Origin of the sequence: uncultured Lutibacter sp., assembly GCF_937891065.1 — a bacterium.
In the GTDB taxonomy this organism is placed as follows: Bacteria; Bacteroidota; Bacteroidia; order Flavobacteriales; family Flavobacteriaceae; genus Lutibacter.
The window spans coordinates 1-16,324 of the sequence record NZ_CALAEQ010000224.1 but is presented as its reverse complement, the minus strand read 5'-3'; the positions used below and the strand labels follow the sequence as shown (position 1 = coordinate 16,324).

19 protein-coding genes are annotated in these 16,324 nt (G+C 29.6%); 11 read left to right on the top strand and 8 right to left on the bottom strand.

Annotated elements, in window-relative coordinates; genetic code table 11:
* Positions 1-78: 78 nt before the first annotated feature.
* Positions 79-699: an HAD family phosphatase gene (locus Q0352_RS11965; protein ID WP_299527801.1), complete on the bottom strand. Its 621-nt coding sequence runs from the start codon at positions 697-699 to the stop codon at positions 79-81.
* A complete protein-coding gene (gene prfB, locus Q0352_RS11960) occupies positions 699-1,805 on the bottom strand; it encodes a peptide chain release factor 2 (protein ID WP_299527799.1) in 1,107 nt (368 codons plus the stop codon). The genes Q0352_RS11965 and prfB overlap by 1 nt, the downstream gene beginning before the upstream one ends.
* A gap of 44 nt (positions 1,806-1,849) precedes the next feature.
* Between prfB and Q0352_RS11955 the strand changes: the two genes are divergently transcribed.
* From Q0352_RS11955 to Q0352_RS11945, 3 genes are all read left to right on the top strand, one after another.
* A complete protein-coding gene (locus Q0352_RS11955; protein WP_299527797.1) occupies positions 1,850-2,872 on the top strand; it encodes a low specificity L-threonine aldolase in 1,023 nt (340 codons plus the stop codon).
* 178 nt (positions 2,873-3,050) lie between these two features.
* Positions 3,051-3,593, top strand: coding sequence for a peptide-methionine (S)-S-oxide reductase MsrA (gene msrA, locus Q0352_RS11950; protein ID WP_299527853.1), 543 nt, complete (start codon positions 3,051-3,053; stop codon positions 3,591-3,593).
* 45 nt (positions 3,594-3,638) lie between these two features.
* Complete coding sequence (locus Q0352_RS11945) at positions 3,639-3,914, top strand: hypothetical protein (protein ID WP_299527795.1); 276 nt, start codon at positions 3,639-3,641, stop codon at positions 3,912-3,914.
* Here the strand turns inward: Q0352_RS11945 and Q0352_RS11940 are convergent.
* The gene (locus Q0352_RS11940) at positions 3,911-4,222 is read right to left on the bottom strand and encodes a DUF6787 family protein (protein WP_299527793.1); all 312 of its coding nucleotides are present in this window, start codon (positions 4,220-4,222) and stop codon (positions 3,911-3,913) included. The genes Q0352_RS11945 and Q0352_RS11940 overlap by 4 nt on opposite strands.
* Before the next feature lie 110 nt (positions 4,223-4,332).
* Positions 4,333-4,956 (bottom strand): DUF937 domain-containing protein, encoded by a 624-nt coding sequence (locus tag Q0352_RS11935; RefSeq protein WP_299527791.1) that lies wholly within the window; start codon positions 4,954-4,956, stop codon positions 4,333-4,335.
* 395 nt (positions 4,957-5,351) lie between these two features.
* On the opposite strand from Q0352_RS11935, the gene Q0352_RS11930 reads away from it, so the two are divergent.
* From Q0352_RS11930 to Q0352_RS11920, 3 genes are all read left to right on the top strand, one after another.
* Complete coding sequence (locus Q0352_RS11930) at positions 5,352-6,338, top strand: IS110 family transposase (RefSeq protein ID WP_299527789.1); 987 nt, start codon at positions 5,352-5,354, stop codon at positions 6,336-6,338.
* A gap of 281 nt (positions 6,339-6,619) precedes the next feature.
* Complete coding sequence (locus Q0352_RS14790) at positions 6,620-6,799, top strand: hypothetical protein (RefSeq protein ID WP_367274635.1); 180 nt, start codon at positions 6,620-6,622, stop codon at positions 6,797-6,799.
* A 107-nt stretch (positions 6,800-6,906) separates the two neighbouring features.
* A complete protein-coding gene (locus Q0352_RS11920; protein ID WP_299527787.1) occupies positions 6,907-8,214 on the top strand; it encodes a dicarboxylate/amino acid:cation symporter in 1,308 nt (435 codons plus the stop codon).
* A 56-nt stretch (positions 8,215-8,270) separates the two neighbouring features.
* Here the strand turns inward: Q0352_RS11920 and Q0352_RS11915 are convergent, their stop codons facing one another.
* Entirely contained in the window at positions 8,271-8,684 is a 414-nt protein-coding gene (locus Q0352_RS11915; protein WP_299527785.1) for a thiol-disulfide oxidoreductase DCC family protein, read from the bottom strand.
* Positions 8,685-8,783: 99 nt separating this feature from the next.
* Here Q0352_RS11915 and Q0352_RS11910 point away from each other — a divergent pair, with 99 nt between their 5' ends.
* From Q0352_RS11910 to Q0352_RS11890, 5 genes are all read left to right on the top strand, one after another.
* A complete protein-coding gene (locus tag Q0352_RS11910) occupies positions 8,784-9,476 on the top strand; it encodes an ABC transporter ATP-binding protein (RefSeq protein ID WP_299527783.1) in 693 nt (230 codons plus the stop codon).
* A gap of 2 nt (positions 9,477-9,478) precedes the next feature.
* Positions 9,479-10,708, top strand: coding sequence for an ABC transporter permease (locus Q0352_RS11905; RefSeq protein WP_299527782.1), 1,230 nt, complete (start codon positions 9,479-9,481; stop codon positions 10,706-10,708).
* A 2-nt stretch (positions 10,709-10,710) separates the two neighbouring features.
* Positions 10,711-11,955, top strand: coding sequence for an ABC transporter permease (locus Q0352_RS11900; protein ID WP_299527780.1), 1,245 nt, complete (start codon positions 10,711-10,713; stop codon positions 11,953-11,955).
* An 86-nt stretch (positions 11,956-12,041) separates the two neighbouring features.
* Complete coding sequence (locus Q0352_RS11895; RefSeq protein WP_299527778.1) at positions 12,042-13,157, top strand: efflux RND transporter periplasmic adaptor subunit; 1,116 nt, start codon at positions 12,042-12,044, stop codon at positions 13,155-13,157.
* Between the two features lie 182 nt (positions 13,158-13,339).
* Positions 13,340-13,720 carry a hypothetical protein gene (locus tag Q0352_RS11890; protein ID WP_299527776.1) on the top strand — a complete coding sequence of 127 codons (381 nt, stop codon included), beginning with the start codon at positions 13,340-13,342 and terminating at the stop codon, positions 13,718-13,720.
* A gap of 31 nt (positions 13,721-13,751) precedes the next feature.
* On the opposite strand, the gene Q0352_RS11885 is transcribed toward Q0352_RS11890, so the two are convergent.
* The 3 genes from Q0352_RS11885 to Q0352_RS11875 all read right to left on the bottom strand — a co-directional run.
* Positions 13,752-14,639, bottom strand: coding sequence for a 3-hydroxyacyl-CoA dehydrogenase family protein (locus Q0352_RS11885; RefSeq protein ID WP_299527774.1), 888 nt, complete (start codon positions 14,637-14,639; stop codon positions 13,752-13,754).
* 9 nt (positions 14,640-14,648) lie between these two features.
* A complete protein-coding gene (locus Q0352_RS11880) occupies positions 14,649-15,425 on the bottom strand; it encodes a PhzF family phenazine biosynthesis protein (RefSeq protein WP_299527772.1) in 777 nt (258 codons plus the stop codon).
* Between the two features lies 1 nt (position 15,426).
* Positions 15,427-16,324 (bottom strand): Gfo/Idh/MocA family oxidoreductase (locus Q0352_RS11875; RefSeq protein WP_299527770.1); only part of this gene is annotated, 898 nt, incomplete at its 5' end.

The following is a 16,324-nucleotide window of genomic DNA, read 5'->3' as shown; positions in this document are numbered from 1 at the left end:
ATTATTGTTAATAAATAACATTTTATATAAATTAAATTGCTGTTTATTAATGAATTAATAATTAATGTGATCTCAAGGTTAGAATTCTATTTGGAAAGTATTAAGTGTGCTTAATAATTGGGTTGGATTTTTATAATGTATTCCTTTTAAACCTATATTTTCTGCTGCAATAATATTTTCTTTATTATCATCAATAAAAATTGCATTTTCAGGTGTAATTTTATATCTATTAATTAAGATTTTATAAATCTCAGGATTGGGTTTTCTAGTTTTTTCTTGTCCAGAAACTACTATACCATCAAAATTATTAAAAAAAGGAAATAACTCTATTGCTAACTCCCATTTTTCAGCACTCCAATTTGTTAAAGCGTATATTTTATATTTTTTAGAAATTTTTAGTTTTTTAAATAACTCAACATTTTGGATTATTGGTCCCGAAAACATATGCTCCCATTCGTTATAAAATAGCCGAATTAAATCTTCATATTTTGGAAATTCAGCAATTTTAAGACGTACGCCTTCTTCAATTGAGCGTCCACCATCTTGTTCAATATTCCATTCGGGTGTGCAAATAGTATTTAAAAACCATTGTACTTTTTCTTCATCTCCATTAAAAACTTTTCTATAAACATATTCAGGTTTCCAGTCTACAAGTACTCCACCTAGGTCAAAAATGATAGTATCAATTTCATAGTTCATTACAATTCTTTTGTAGTTTCATTTTGTCCTTGAGCCATTAAAAAGGCTTTTATAAATCCATCAATTTCACCATTCATAACGGCATCAACATTTGCAGTTTCGTGGGCTGTTCTAACATCTTTGACTAATTTATATGGATGCATAACATAATTTCTAATTTGAGAACCGAATTCAATTTTCATCTTTCCTGCTTCAATATCTTCTCTGGCTTCATGTTGTTTTTTTAACTCAATTTCATATAGCTGAGATTTTAACATTTGCAATGCTCGGTCTCTATTTTCGTGTTGTGATCGAGTTTCAGAACAAGAAATTTGAATTCCTGATGGTTTATGAGTTAGTTGAACTTTTGTTTCTACCTTATTCACATTTTGTCCACCAGCACCACTACTTCGTGAGGTTATTATTTCAACATCAGCAGGATTAATATCTATTTCAATACTATCATCAACAAGTGGGTACACATAAACTGAAGCAAATGTAGTATGACGTTTTGCATTGCTATCAAACGGAGAAATACGTACCATTCTATGAACACCGTTTTCACCTTTTAAATATCCGAAGGCATATTCCCCTTCAATTTCAATAGTGACTGTTTTAATTCCAACCACATCACCAGCCTGAAAATTAAGTTCCTTAACTTTATAACCTTGATTTTCGCTCCACATTAAATACATTCTCATTAGCATTTGAGCCCAGTCACAACTTTCTGTACCACCAGCACCAGCAGTAATTTGAAGAACGGCACTTAAATTATCACCCTCATCAGATAGCATATTTTTAAACTCAATTTTTTCTATTAAAGTAAGTGTAGTATTGTATAATTTTTCAATTTCTTCTTCTGAAGATTCACCTTCAGCATAAAAGTCAAGTAGGATTGAAACTTCTTCAAAATTTGTTTTTATCTTATTGTAATCTTCAATCCATTGTTTTTTAGATTGAAGTGTTTTCATGACCATTTCAGCTTCCTTCGGATTGTTCCAAAAATTAGGATTTGCTGTTTTTTCTTCCTCGTTTGAAATTTCAATTATTTTCTTGTCAATATCAAGGTAAGTTTTTAACTTGCCAATGCGTTCTTGTAATTTATTTATATGTTCGTTAGCTATCATTTCTTTAATTAAGTAATACAAAAATAACCTTTCATTTTTAAACTATGCAAATAAATTTAATAAGCGATACTGTAACAAAACCAACTAAAGGAATGTTGCAAGCAATGATGAATGCTGAAGTAGGTGATGATGTTTTTAAAACAGACCCTACAGTTAATAAATTACAAGATAAACTTGCCGAAATGTTTGGTATGGAAGCCGCATTGTTTTTCCCATCAGGAACCATGGCAAACCAAGCAGCTATAAAATTACATACCCAACCAGGTGATAAAATGTTTTGTGATAAATGGGCTCATGTGTATAATTTTGAAGGAGGAGGACCAGCCTTTAATGCAGGAGTAACTTCTTTTTTAATTGATGGAGAGAGAGGAATGTTTACAGCAAAACAATTGCAAGAAGCTGTTTCAGGAAGTAGATCAGATATTCATGTGCCATATTCAAGATTAGTAGCTCTTGAAAATACTACTAATAAGGGAGGTGGTGCTTGTTGGAGTTTTGAAGAAATGTTAAAAGTAAAAAAAGTTAGTGCTGAAAATAAACTAGCATTTCATTTAGATGGTGCGCGTTTATTTAATGCTATGGTTGCTAAAAATGAAACACCTGAGCAATATGGAAAAGTATTTGAAACTATTTCAATTTGTTTATCTAAAGGACTAGGAGCGCCAGTTGGATCAGTTTTATTGGGTACTAAAGAGCATATGGAAAAAGCTTTGAGAATTCGAAAATTATTTGGAGGTGCCATGCGACAAGCTGGTTATTTAGCTGCTGCAGGTATTTATGCGTTAGATAACCATGTTGAAAGATTGGCAATAGATCATACAAGAGCAAAAATACTAGGATCAACGCTACAAAATTGTGAACTCATTAAAAATGTGGAACCAATTGAGACAAATATTGTAATTTTTAATGTTATAGATTCTATAAATGAACTAGATTTTATTAGTCGTTTAAATGATGCAGGTATTCAACTTATTTCAATGGGGCAAGGTAAATTACGTATGGTAACACATTTAGATTTTACGGAAGAAATGTTAGAAAGTGTTGTACATACGATTGAACATATTTAAACTGAAGTTAATAACTAGAATTGATAATTATTTTTAAACGACATGTAATTTTGGACAAGAAGAATCGACTTATTTAAAAATATTAAATATAATGAGACGAAAAGTAGTAGTAATTATAGTTTTAATTTTTGGAATTATTAATTTTTATGGACAATCTTCAATCACAAAAAAAACTAAAATGTCAAATAAATTAGAAACCGCAACACTAGCAAATGGATGCTTTTGGTGTACTGAAGCAATTTTTCAACAATTAGAAGGTGTTGAAAGTGTAAAATCTGGGTTTTCAGGCGGAACAATTAAAAACCCAGCTTATAGAGAAGTTATTACAGGTAGAACGGGTCATGCTGAAGCAATTCAAATTGAATTTAATCCTACAATAATAACGTTTCAAGAAATATTAGATGTGTTTTTTAGTACTCATGACCCAACAACATTAAATAAACAGGGTTATGATAGAGGTACTCAATATAGATCTGCTATTTTTTATCATTCTGAAGAACAGAGAATTACTTCTGAGGAGTTTATTGAAAATTTAAATGAAGCTAAAGTTTTTGAAAGCCTTATTGTTACAGAAGTAACTAAATTTGATGCTTTCTATAAGGCTGAAGATTATCATCAAAACTATTACAATAATAATAAAACTCAAGGATATTGTATGGCTGTAATAAATCCTAAATTAGAAAAATTCATAAAAAAATATAAAAATAAGTTAAAGAAATAAATAATATAGGCTGTATGTTATTAGATCGCTTAAAATTTAATTTTGATGAAGAAAAAATATAAATTACTTTTATTAAGTGTCCTATTTGATGGCATTGGAATGCTTTCCTTTGTAGTCCCGTTAGTTGGTGAATTTTCTGATATTATTTGGGCTCCCTTATCTGCTTTTTTAATTTATAAAATGTACCAAGGTGTTGAAGGTAAAATAGGAAGCTTAGTTTCTTTTGTTGAAGAAGCTGGTATTTTTGGAACCGATTTTTTACCAACTTTTACATTAACTTGGATCTATAAATATGTTATAAAAAAGGAAAAGAAAGATTAATCTTGATTGAAAAACTTTTTAAACCCCATTCTCATTAACATTTTTCTTGTAAAGAAATTCCAAAAGAATTTAAACTGACCAAAGAAGAAGCCAACCAATGGTAAGGTAAGTTGGTAAATAAAGAAAATTAAAATAATGCGTACAGGCCAAAATAACCAAGGGTTTGTAGTTTCGTAATTTAAGCCTATAAATTCAGTTAAAGGTTTAGCGACCCAAGCAGCAAAAGACCCGTTTACCGAAAAGACTATTATAATTAATAGTACTTGAAAGTTGGATGTTAACCCCCAACGTTGTTTTAATTTTTCCATTAGTAGTATATTGCGTGCAAATGTACATTTATATTTGAAAAATAAAATTACAATATAAAAAAAGGTCAAATTTTATAATTTGACCTTTCATATTTTATGCTAATTTAGTCTTATTTACCACCAAATAATCCACCTAATAAACCTCCAAGGCCACCTTTCTTTTTCCCACCAGCAGCCATTCCAATTAAATCATCTACTACACTACCATCTCCATCTGCATCTAAAAGTTTTGTAACTAAACTTTGCTCTTTCTGAGCGCCTCCACCTAATAGTCCACCTAATAAATCACTAATCCCATTGCTATCACTTACATTTTTCTCTCTAGTTTGTTTTCCTAAATAGGCCATAATAAATGGAGTAGCCATTTTTAATAAATTCATAGCTGAACCTAAATCCATACCACTTTTTTTACTAACTGCATTTGCTATATTTTGTTCTTTTCCACTAAAAACGTGTCCAAGAATACCCGCTCCATCTGATAATATATCACTATTACCAAGTAAACCTCCTAAATTATCTAAAAGACTACCATCATGCTTTCCTGAAAGTGCACCTAATAACCCTTCTGCACCTTGAGGTGTTGAAGCATTATTTTTCATGGCGCCTAAAATTAAAGGCAATGCAGTACTTAATGCTGAAGTTGTTTTTAATTCATTTTGACCAAGTTGCTTACTTGTGCTGCTTATCAATGTTTTGCCTAAATCACTATTCAATAAATCTAATAATCCTGCCATTTTGTTTTTGATTTTAATTTAAGCCAAAATAAGTAATTTATTTAAAATATTGAAGAGTTGTATTATTTAATTTTAACTGCATAAAATATAAATTATGAATTTTCGTTGTGAACGTAATGGCATAAAAATTGTTTATTAATTAAAATAATCTTTAAAAATAGTATATATGAATAAATATGTTTTAGTATCGGTATTATTACTCCTTTAGATTAGCAATTATAAATTTAATAAATTTATAAACGGAAAAGGTACACTATCTAATTACTCTAAGTTTTAAAACTTATACTTCGATACAGACCTTTTCCGTTTTAGTTAAAACTCAAATAGAAATTAGGGATTTAAAGCCCATTATCAAGGAGTTGAGTTTAACTTATTGTTTCACTAAAAACAAAGATATGAAAACAAATTTAAGATTTATTGGAATTGATGTTAGCAAAGATACTTTAGATATTGGAATCTATTCTGAAGAAGAAAAATCAACGGTTATTAAAAATAACAAGAAAGCCATTCTAAAGTATTTTAACACTCTTTTATCCAATAAGAATGTATCCCATGTTTGTATTGAAAATACAGGTAAATATTCTTGGGTATTGATGGAACTATTACCTGAACTAGATTGCTATTTTTATGTTGTAAACCCTTTACATTTAAAAAGATCTCTAGGTTTAATTAGAGGTAAAAATGATAAAATTGACGCTATTAGAATTGCTGAGTTTATAAAGAAAAATTTTGAAGAAATTAAACCATATATACAACAAAGAGAAGAAATAAACTTAATGAAAATACTGCTCTCTGAAAGACGTTTTAAAGTAAAACAACGTAAACAATTAAAAACAAAAAATAAAGAAAATAGTATTTTAAGCAATAAAACTATTGCTAAAACCCTAACCAAAAAAAATGATAAATTAATTAAAGAACTCACCAAACAGATAACAGAATTAGAAAGAGAAATTAAACAATTAATCTCAAATGATGAGGCACTAAAAACACTTAACAAGCAACTAAAATCTATCCCAGGAGTGGGAGATATTTTATGTTGGAATGTTTTAGTAAAAACAAATGAATTTAAAACAATTACAGATCCAAGAAAATTGGCCTGTTATGCAGGGGTTGCTCCTTTTTCTAATACTTCTGGGATTTCAATTTTCGGAAGAAATAAAGTGTCAAATTATGCAGACAAGGGACTGAAAAAAATATTGCATATGGGAGCTCTTAGCGCGATAAGATTGGAAAATGATTTGGCTTATTATTACCACCGAAAAGTTGAAGAAGGTAAAAATAAAATGCTTGTTTTAAACGCAGTTAGAAACAAAATTATTCATATTATATTTGCATTAATTAAAAATCAAGAATTTTATCATAATCGTTTGGTTATGTCATAGAAATCGTTGTAAGTTTTTCAGCGAGTTCGCAAGAAATATCAAATCATGCAATTGGGATAAGATTTGGAGATAATGATGGGTTTGGTGGTGAAATTTCCTATCAGCGTCAATTATCGGAAGAATATCGGTTTGAAGTTGATTTAGGTTATAGAAACCATAAAGATTATAATGCATTTAAGTTAACAGGTATATATCAATGGGTTTGGAATATTGATGATGGGTTTAATTGGTATGCTGGTTTTGGTGCAGGAATTGGTTCTTGGAGTTATGGTAATAGTTATATGGGAGAAGGAGATGAAGGATTATTTATTAACGCTGATGGAAATATAGGTATTGAATATAACTTTGAAGCTCCTATATTAATTTCCCTTGATTTTAGACCGGAAATAGGTATTATAGGTGATTATGGAAAAGATACAGATTTAGATTTAGCCTTGTCAGTAAGGTATCAATTTAATTAATTTGATTGATTATTTCATAAAAAGCACCTTGAGTGCTTTTTTTTATGTAAATAATTCACGTAGCTTTTTTGTTTTATTTATCTTTCCACGAATTTTAAAACTTTTAGATGAAAAAATTAGCATTACATTGGCAAATATTACTAGGAATGGTTGTAGGTGTTTTAGTAGGTTTAATAATGACACAGTTTGAAGGTGGTAAAGAAATAGTGCAAGATTGGATAAAACCATTTGGAAAAATATTTATCAATGCTTTAAAATTAATTGCAGTTCCATTAATATTAGCATCACTTATTAAAGGTGTTTCCGATTTAAAAGATATTTCTAAATTATCTAAAATGGGAGGAAGAACAATAGGTATTTATATAATTACCACTGTGGTTGCAGTTTCTATAGGATTGTTATTAGTAAATATTATTAAGCCAGGAAATTCAATTTCAGAAGAAACACGTCTAGAGTTAGTTCAAAATTATAGTGGAGATGCAGGAAAATATGCAGAGGAAGCAGCAAAACAAAAAGAAAGTGGCCCTTTGCAGGCTTTAGTAGATATTGTACCTGAAAATATTTTTGGTGCTGCTTCAGAAAATAAGAACATGCTTCAAGTTATATTTTTCGCCTTAATTTTTGGTGTGGGTTTAATATTAATTCCTGAAAAAAAATCTAAGCCTGTTAAAGATTTCTTTGATGGTTTTAATGAAGTTATATTAAAAATTATTGACCTTATTATGCTTGCAGCTCCTTATGGGGTTTTCGCATTATTAGCAGCTTTGGTTGTTGAATCTCCTAGTTTAGATCTATTTAAAGCATTAGTTTGGTATGCTTTTACAGTGATTTTAGGGTTGTTAATTATGATAGCGTTTTACAATTTAGTTGTATGGATTGTTACTAAAAAAACACCGGCAACATTTTTAAAAGGAATTTCACCAGCACAATTATTAGCATTTTCTACAAGTAGTAGTGCTGCAACTTTGCCAGTAACTATGGAGAGAGTAACTGAACATTTAGGCGTTGATGAAGAAGTAAGTAGTTTTGTTTTACCAATTGGTGCAACTATAAATATGGATGGAACAAGTTTATATCAAGCAGTAGCCGCAGTATTTATTGCACAAGCTTTTGGGATGGATTTATCTTTAGGAGTTCAATTAGGGATTATTGTTACTGCAACTTTGGCAAGTATTGGTTCAGCTGCTGTGCCAGGAGCTGGAATGGTGATGTTGGTAATTGTATTGGGACAAGCAGGAATTCCTGAAGCTGGTTTGGCTTTAATTTTCGCAATTGACAGACCTTTAGATATGTGTAGAACAACTGTTAACGTAACAGGAGATGCGTCAGTTTCTATGATTGTGGCCAAAACTTTAGGAAAACTTCATAAACCAAAAGTTAAAGATTGGGATGATAATTATCCTAAAAAACAGTAATTAATAAAAATGAGGAGCTAACAAACTCCTCATTTTTATTATAAAATTAATTATATTTAATATTCTAAAAACCGACTTTTAATTTCAAGTGTAGGAATCATACAATTGTCTTTTTTACCAAACCATTTATAACGATTTTTTGCAATACAACTATATACCCAATCACGTATGAATTTTGGGAATATCATAAACGCATAAAGTAATTTATAACCTCCATTTAAATGTTTTAAAATTTTTAATACCGCTGTAGATTTTTCATAAATTTTACCATTATCTATTAGAACAATAGTATCTAAATTTAATTTTTTTATGTTGAACTGTAACAAAATTTCTTTTGCGACGTCTGATTGAAGTGAGGTAAATACAAATTGTGTTTTTTTATCATGTTTTATGATAAAATTTACAGATGAGTTGCAAAGATTGCAAACACCATCAAAAAGAATAATTGATTTACCTTTAGAATTGTTCATAAAACAAAGTTACATTTTAAAAAATTTAATTTGTTTTAACAAAATATTAATAACTATTTTAAGTAGCAATTCATAAATTCGTTTAAAACAACAAACCAAATGATTAAGATTGAAAAACTGCATAAATCTTACCCAATGGGAAAAGATTCTCTCCATGTATTAAAGGGGCTAGATTTACATATTAAGGAAGGTGAATTTGTAGCTATTATGGGTTCATCAGGTTCTGGAAAATCAACGTTGTTAAATATAGTTGGTTTATTAGATGGTCATGATGAAGGTAACTATTATTTAAACGGACAATTAATTGAAAATTTAGATGAAAAAAAGGCAGCAATACTTAGAAATAAATTTTTAGGTTTTGTATTTCAATCATTTAACTTAATAACTTATAAAACTGCTGTAGAAAATGTAGCACTCCCTTTATATTATCAAGGTTTGGGGAGAAAAGAACGTCAAGAAATTGCTTTAAAATATTTAGATAAAGTAGGCTTAAAAGATAGAGCCAACCATTTACCAAGTGAACTTTCAGGTGGTGAAAAACAGCGAGTAGCAGTTGCACGTGCTTTGGCAACAAACCCTAAAGTAGTTTTAGCTGATGAGCCTACAGGAGCTTTAGATTCAGCAACTTCAGATTCTGTAATGGAATTATTGAAAGATATTAACAGAGAGGGGATGACCGTTTTTGTAATTACACATGAAGAAGACATTGCAGCGCAAACAGACAGAATTGTTCGTTTAAAGGATGGTGTAATAATAAGTGATGAGAAAGTTAATAAAAATGTAAACGCTTAATTATGTTCGATTTAGACCGTTGGCGCGAAATTTTTCAAGCGATAAGTAAAAACAAGCTACGAACTGCCTTATCGGGTTTTACAATATCATTTGCTATTTTACTTTTTACCTTACTATTTGGTATTGGGAATGGTTTAAAACATACGTTTGAGAAACAATTTGCGGGAGATTCACAAAATTCAATTTATATTAATTCTGGGAATACTACAAAACCATATAAGGGTTTACAAAGTGGTAGAAGAATTCAATTTAGAGATGATGATTCTAAATTTATGAATGATAAATTTGAGGATGAAATTCAATATTTCAGCCCAAATATTCAACGTAGTATGCAAGTAATTTATAAAGGGGAACAAAACAGGTATACTATTAGAGGAGTTTATCCTGATTATCAACCTTTAGAATCTGCTGTAATCCAAGATGGAAGATTTTTATCGTATTTAGATATTGAAAAAAGAGCCAAAGTTGCTGCAGTGGGACGATTAGTAGAAAAAGATTTATTTGGAAGTCTAAGTGCTGTTGGTAAAAACATTAATATGGAAGGCATTTCCTATAAAGTTGTTGGAGTATTTAACGACCCAGGAGGTGATAATGATGAACGTTTTATTTATACACCTTTTACAACAATGCAAGGAATGTATAAGCCAAATGATGAAATAGATTATATTGGGCTTACATTCAATCCAGAATTAAGTGTTGATGAAGCTTTAGCTTTTAGTAATTTGTTAACCAAAATGCTAAAAGAAAAACACAATGTTGATCCAAGAGACCAAGGAGCAATTCGAGTTCGTAATTATGCTGAAGGAACTAAAAATGTACAACAATTTATGTTGGTTCTTAATATTTTAATAATATTTATTGCACTTGGGACTTTAATAGCTGGTATTATAGGTATAAGTAACATAATGGTTTATATCGTAAAAGAACGAACTAAAGAATTGGGTATTAGAAAAGCTTTGGGAGCAACACCAAATTCAATTATTGGAATGATTATGATGGAATCTATATTTGTTACAGCACTTGCAGGTTATTCTGGTTTAATGTTAGGTGTTTTTGCTTTAAGAGCTATTGGTGACAGTTTAGAAAAATATTTTATTATTAATCCAAGTGTTGAAACCTATGTTGTTGTGGGAGCAACTATTATACTTATAATTGCAGGAACAATTGCAGGTTATATACCTGCAAAAAGAGCAGCAAGCATTAAACCAATTGTAGCATTAAACGACGAATAATTATGAAGTTTTTATTTGATAAAGATACCTGGCAAGAAATATACAGTAGCATTCGTAAAAATAAAATGCGAACTGGTATTACAATAATTGGTGTAATGTGGGGAATGTTTTTGTTGGTTGTTTTATTAGGTTTAGCTAGAGGGATGGAAAATAATTTTAATAAATTATTTGGAAGTTTTGCAACAAATAGTGTTTTTGTTTGGGCACAACAAACAAGTAAACCGTTTAAAGGATTTCAAGAAGGTAAAAGTCTTACCCTGAAAATGTCTGATTTAGAAAGTATTAAAAATGAAATTAAAGGATTAGAATTTGTAGTACCACGTCATCAAACTCAGGCGATGGCTATTAATAATTTTAAATCTGGAACTTTTGGAATTTTTGGAGACTATCCAGAATTAGATAAAGTACAAAAGAAAGACCTAGTTTACGGTAGGTTTATTAATGATAATGATATAAAGGAAAAGAAAAAAGTTTGTGTAATTGAAGAAGAAATTTACAAGCAATTATTTGATATAGATGAATATCCTATTGGAACTTATATTAAAATTAATGATATTAATTATATTGTGGTTGGAATGTATAAGCAAGGACAAGTTGGTTCTGGTGGGCCACAAGGAAATATACATATTCCTTTTACAACATTTCAGCAAGTGTATAATAGAGGTGATAGTATTGGTTGGATGATGATTACAGGTAAACCTGAATTTGATATTACTCAAATTGAAGCAGATATTAAATTACTATTAAAAAATTTGCATAAAGTTCACCCAAAAGATGATAGAGCATTTGGAAGTTTTAACTTAGGAAAAGAGATAGCAAAAATAACAGGATTTTTAACAGGTATGCAATTTTTAACTTGGTTTGTAGGTATAGCAACTTTAATAGCAGGTGTTTTTGCGATTGGGAATATTTTATTAATAACAGTAAAGGAGCGAACTAATGAAATAGGAATAAGAAGAGCAATTGGAGCAAAACCTTGGGAAATAAAACGTCAAATCATTTTAGAATCAGTATTTCTAACAAGTATAGCGGGTGCACTAGGAATTATTTTTGGAGGCTTGGTATTAATGTTAATTGATGCAACTTTGGGACAAGGACCCGAGTCGGTACTTTCAAACCCAACTGTTAATATTCCTGTAGTGTTAATTGCGGCCTTAACATTAATTGTGTTAGGAACTTTAATAGGATTAATTCCTGCGCATACAGCTGTAAGTATTAGACCAATTGAAGCATTAAGAGAAGAGTAATTAATTGTCAATTCAGAATTGATAATTATAAATAAATAATTTTTAAAATCTTTAAATTTTTAAATCATTCAATAAAAAATAAACAAATGAAAAAAACATTAATTTTTGGAGGAATAGGATTGGCACTTATAGCTGTTTTAGTCTGGTTTGGAGTTAAGAATAGCAAATCTCCAATACAATATGAAACAGAAAAACCATTTAAAACTAATATTGTTAGAAAAACGGTAGCTACAGGTAAAGTAGTTCCTTTAGAAGAAGCTGAAATAAAGCCAAAAGTCTCAGGGATTATTGAAGAAATATTTGTTGAAGAAGGAGCAGAAGTAAAAATAGGTGATTTAATAGCTACTATTAGAGTAGTTCCAAATGTGCAATCATTAAATAGTGCTCAAGGAAGTGTTAAAACATCTCAACTTCGTTATGATAATACTAAAATATTATTTGAAAGAAATAAAGGATTATTTGAAAAAGGTGTAGTATCTCGTCAAGAATTTGAAACTGCTGAATTAAATTTTAATAGCGCTAAGCAAGATTTAAATAATGCTCAAAATAATTTGGATATTATTAAAAAAGGATCAGCAGCAGGTATGGGGAAAACTGCAAACACTTATGTGAAAGCTGAAATTTCTGGTACAATTTTAGAAATTCCAGTTCGTAGAGGTACACAAGTAATTGAAAGTAATACTTTTAATGCAGGGACAACTATTGCAACTATTGCAGATATGACAAAAATGATTTTTGAAGGAAAAGTTGATGAAGCTGAGGTTGGGAAAATTAAAAAAGGTACTGTTTTAGAAGTTTCTTTGGGAGCTATTGAAAAGAAAAAATATCCTGCAAAATTAAACTTTATCGCCCCAAAAGGTACTGAAGAAAATGGAGCAGTACAGTTTAAAATAAAAGGTGATGTAACTTTAGATGATGAATTTTTTGTTCGTGCAGGCTATAGTGCAAACGCAGATATAGTTTTAGAGAAGAAAGATAGTGTTCTTTCAATAAAAGAAGCCTTATTGCAGTTTGATAAAAAAACTGAATTACCTTATGTAGATGTTAAAACAGGTGATCAAACGTTTGAAAAACGTGATGTAGAATTAGGAATTTCTGATGGGATTAATGTAGAAATACTTTCGGGAGTAACTATTGAAGATGAAATAAAAATTTGGAATAAAACATCTAAAAAAGAAGAAGAGGAAAATGGTAATGACTAATTAGTGTTTTTTTATAAAATTTAAAAGCGATTTAATTTAAATTAAATCGCTTTTTTTATATCTTTATACAAATACTTTTAGTTTAATTTGTACTGATTTAATTATATATGATTTTTGTCAGATTCAAATTAAAATAATTGTTAGAAATTTATAGTATTAAAATTTTAAAAAGCAGATAGCGTATGGAAAGTCAGTTAGTTTACTTAAGTGATTTAAATTTCAATTTAGATGTTTGGAAAAGAGAGTTGAAGTTTCAGGAAGGTGAAATGGATTATTTTCAAGAAAAATTAGAGCATATTGCAATTCGTAACCCTGAAAAAGAGGTTTTGGTGCAGTTAGAATCTTTTCAAAATAAAATAATTCGTGAAAGAGAGGTGATGGGTCATTTAAGACATAGAATTAGAATGAAGAAAAGAGAATTAGCTCAATCAAAATTTGAAAATAATGCAGAGATTTTATTTCAAGAAAAACAAGTAATGTTGAAAGATGAAATGGCAACATTTGTAAAAATGCATTATGAATTGAAAGAAGGGATGATGGATTTTTTCTTAAAGTATCTATAAAAAAAAGAGCCGCAATTTGCGGCTCTTTTTTTTATTTAAATTGTTTGGAAATGATTGATGCTTTTCGTGATTCTGAATAATCATAGAATCCTTCACCAGATTTTATTCCAAGTTTACCTGCTTGTACCATATTAACTAATAATGGACAAGGCGCGTATTTAGGATTTTTAAATCCATCATGCATAACATTTAGAATAGATAGGCAAACATCTAATCCAATAAAATCAGCTAATTGTAAGGGGCCCATTGGATGTGCCATTCCTAATTTCATTACTGTATCAATTTCATAAACACCAGCAACGCCATTGTATAATGTTTCAATGGCTTCATTAATCATTGGCATTAAAATTCGATTTGCTACAAAACCTGGATAGTCATTAACTTCTACAGGTACTTTTTTTAAGCTTTCTGAAAGCTTCATAATGGTTTTAGTAACTTCATTAGACGTATTATAACCTCTAATTATTTCAACCAATTTCATAATTGGTACTGGGTTCATAAAATGCATTCCAATAACTTTATCAGGTCGGTTTGTAACCGCTGCAATTTTAGTAATTGATATAGATGAAGTATTTGTTGCTAAAATTGCTTTTGCAGGAGCTTCTTCATCCAATTGTTTGAATATTTTAAGCTTTAAATCTACATTTTCTGTAGCAGCTTCAACAATTAGGTCAATATTTTTAACACCTTCAGATATAGAAGTAAATGTTGTAATATTAGCCAATGTTTTGCTTTTTATTTCTTCAGAAATTATTTCTTTACTAACTAATCTATCTAAATTTTTAGTTATTGTAGATAGTCCTTTGTTTAAAGCTTCCTGAGAAACATCTATTAAATGTATATTGTAATTGTTTTGAGCAAAAACATGAGCAATTCCATTACCCATTGTACCTGCACCTATAACGGCTATATTTTTCATAATTTATATTTATAATTTTAATTCTCCTTTTAAATAGGTAATTGCTTGTCCGCTCATTTCAACTCGATCGTTTAAAAATGTACATTTTAAAATACCAACTCGTTTTGAAAGTTGAACTGCATTCAAATTAGTTTTATTTAACTTTTTGGACCAAAATGGAATTAATATTGTATGAGCTGACCCAGTAACCGGATCTTCATTTATACCAAGTTTTGGGGCGAAAAATCTTGAAACAAAATCTACTTTATCTCCTTTTGAGGTGACTCCAATTCCGTTTGATTCTAATTCAGATAACAAACTAAAATTGGGTTTTAAATTTGCAATAGTAGTTTCGTCTTCAACTTCAACTATTAATTTCCAAGTTCCTTTGTACGTTCTTAAAATAGGGACATTTAAAGCTTCTATTAAAATTTTAGGCGTTTCAATTTCTTCAATTTCTTCAGAAGGAAAGTTTAATGTATACCAGTCTTCATTTTTTTTAACAGAAAGGTTTCCGCTTTTAGAATTAAAAGTTATTATTTTTTCTTCATAATTTAACTCAGTAAAAATAATATGTGCTGCAGCTAATGTTGCGTGCCCACATAAATCAATTTCACAAGCTGGTGTAAACCATCTGATATCAAAAGATTGTTCATTTTTAACAAAGAAAACAGTTTCAGATAAATTATTTTCTTCAGCAATAGCTTGCATTAAATCTTCTGAAATCCACTCATTCAAAGGAATTACCGCTGCTGGGTTTCCTTTAAAAATTTCATTGTTAAAAGCATCAACCTGATAAATAGTCATTTTAAAAATCGTTAATAATTAAATGCGCTACACGTAAAGCCTCGGTTCCTTGTTCTAAAGTAACAATTGGTGTTGTATCATTATTTATGGCATCTGCAAAGGTTTCCAATTCATCTAAAATAGCGTTATTATTAGCAATAACCGGATTTTCAAAATAAATTTGCTTTTTAACGCCTTCAGCATTTTGTAAAACCATATCAAAATCACCTTGAACTTTTGGTGCATCTTTCATTCTTACAACTTCAGTTGCTTTTTCAAAGAAATCTACTGCAATATATGCGTCACGTTGAAAAAATCGTGTTTTACGCATGTTTTTCAAAGAAATTCTACTGGCAGTTAAATTTGCAACACAACCGTTTTCAAATTCAATACGAGCATTTGCAATATCTGGTGTCTCACTAATTACAGAAACACCACTTGCATTTACACTTTTAACTTTAGATTTTACAACACTTAAAATAATGTCAATATCATGAATCATTAAATCTAAAACCACAGGCACATCGGTACCACGTGAATTAAATTCAGCCAATCTATGTGTTTCAATAAACATTGGATTGGTGATTAGATCTTTAACTGCTGTAAACGCAGGGTTAAAACGTTCAACATGACCAACCTGACCTTTTACGTTGTGCTTTTTTGATAATTCAATTAAAGCATCAGCTTCCTCAACAGTTTTAGTAATTGGTTTTTCAATAAATATATGTTTGCCTTTTTCAATGACTTCTTTAGCGCAATCAAAATGAGACAGCGTAGGAGTTACAATATCAATAACATCTACTGCATCAATCAATTCTTGAATGGTTTCAAAAGATTTATAGCCAAATTCGGCTTCAACTTTTACTGCATTTTCTTTTATAGGATCATAAAAACCTACTAAATTATATTTTTCTGATTGA

Coding starts and splice junctions, on each gene's coding strand:
- prfB (WP_299527799.1), bottom strand. CDS start 1,805: ATGATAGCTAACGAACATATAAATAAATTACAAGAACGCATTGGCAAG.
- Q0352_RS11920 (WP_299527787.1), top strand. CDS start 6,907: ATGAAAAAATTAGCATTACATTGGCAAATATTACTAGGAATGGTTGTA.
- Q0352_RS11915 (WP_299527785.1), bottom strand. CDS start 8,684: ATGAACAATTCTAAAGGTAAATCAATTATTCTTTTTGATGGTGTTTGC.
- Q0352_RS11935 (WP_299527791.1), bottom strand. CDS start 4,956: ATGGCAGGATTATTAGATTTATTGAATAGTGATTTAGGCAAAACATTG.
- Q0352_RS11940 (WP_299527793.1), bottom strand. CDS start 4,222: ATGGAAAAATTAAAACAACGTTGGGGGTTAACATCCAACTTTCAAGTA.
- msrA (WP_299527853.1), top strand. CDS start 3,051: ATGTCAAATAAATTAGAAACCGCAACACTAGCAAATGGATGCTTTTGG.
- Q0352_RS11895 (WP_299527778.1), top strand. CDS start 12,042: ATGAAAAAAACATTAATTTTTGGAGGAATAGGATTGGCACTTATAGCT.
- Q0352_RS14790 (WP_367274635.1), top strand. CDS start 6,620: ATGGGAGAAGGAGATGAAGGATTATTTATTAACGCTGATGGAAATATA.
- Q0352_RS11900 (WP_299527780.1), top strand. CDS start 10,711: ATGAAGTTTTTATTTGATAAAGATACCTGGCAAGAAATATACAGTAGC.
- Q0352_RS11910 (WP_299527783.1), top strand. CDS start 8,784: ATGATTAAGATTGAAAAACTGCATAAATCTTACCCAATGGGAAAAGAT.
- Q0352_RS11945 (WP_299527795.1), top strand. CDS start 3,639: ATGAAGAAAAAATATAAATTACTTTTATTAAGTGTCCTATTTGATGGC.
- Q0352_RS11885 (WP_299527774.1), bottom strand. CDS start 14,639: ATGAAAAATATAGCCGTTATAGGTGCAGGTACAATGGGTAATGGAATT.
- Q0352_RS11890 (WP_299527776.1), top strand. CDS start 13,340: ATGGAAAGTCAGTTAGTTTACTTAAGTGATTTAAATTTCAATTTAGAT.
- Q0352_RS11930 (WP_299527789.1), top strand. CDS start 5,352: ATGAAAACAAATTTAAGATTTATTGGAATTGATGTTAGCAAAGATACT.
- Q0352_RS11880 (WP_299527772.1), bottom strand. CDS start 15,425: ATGACTATTTATCAGGTTGATGCTTTTAACAATGAAATTTTTAAAGGA.
- Q0352_RS11955 (WP_299527797.1), top strand. CDS start 1,850: ATGCAAATAAATTTAATAAGCGATACTGTAACAAAACCAACTAAAGGA.
- Q0352_RS11965 (WP_299527801.1), bottom strand. CDS start 699: ATGAACTATGAAATTGATACTATCATTTTTGACCTAGGTGGAGTACTT.
- Q0352_RS11905 (WP_299527782.1), top strand. CDS start 9,479: ATGTTCGATTTAGACCGTTGGCGCGAAATTTTTCAAGCGATAAGTAAA.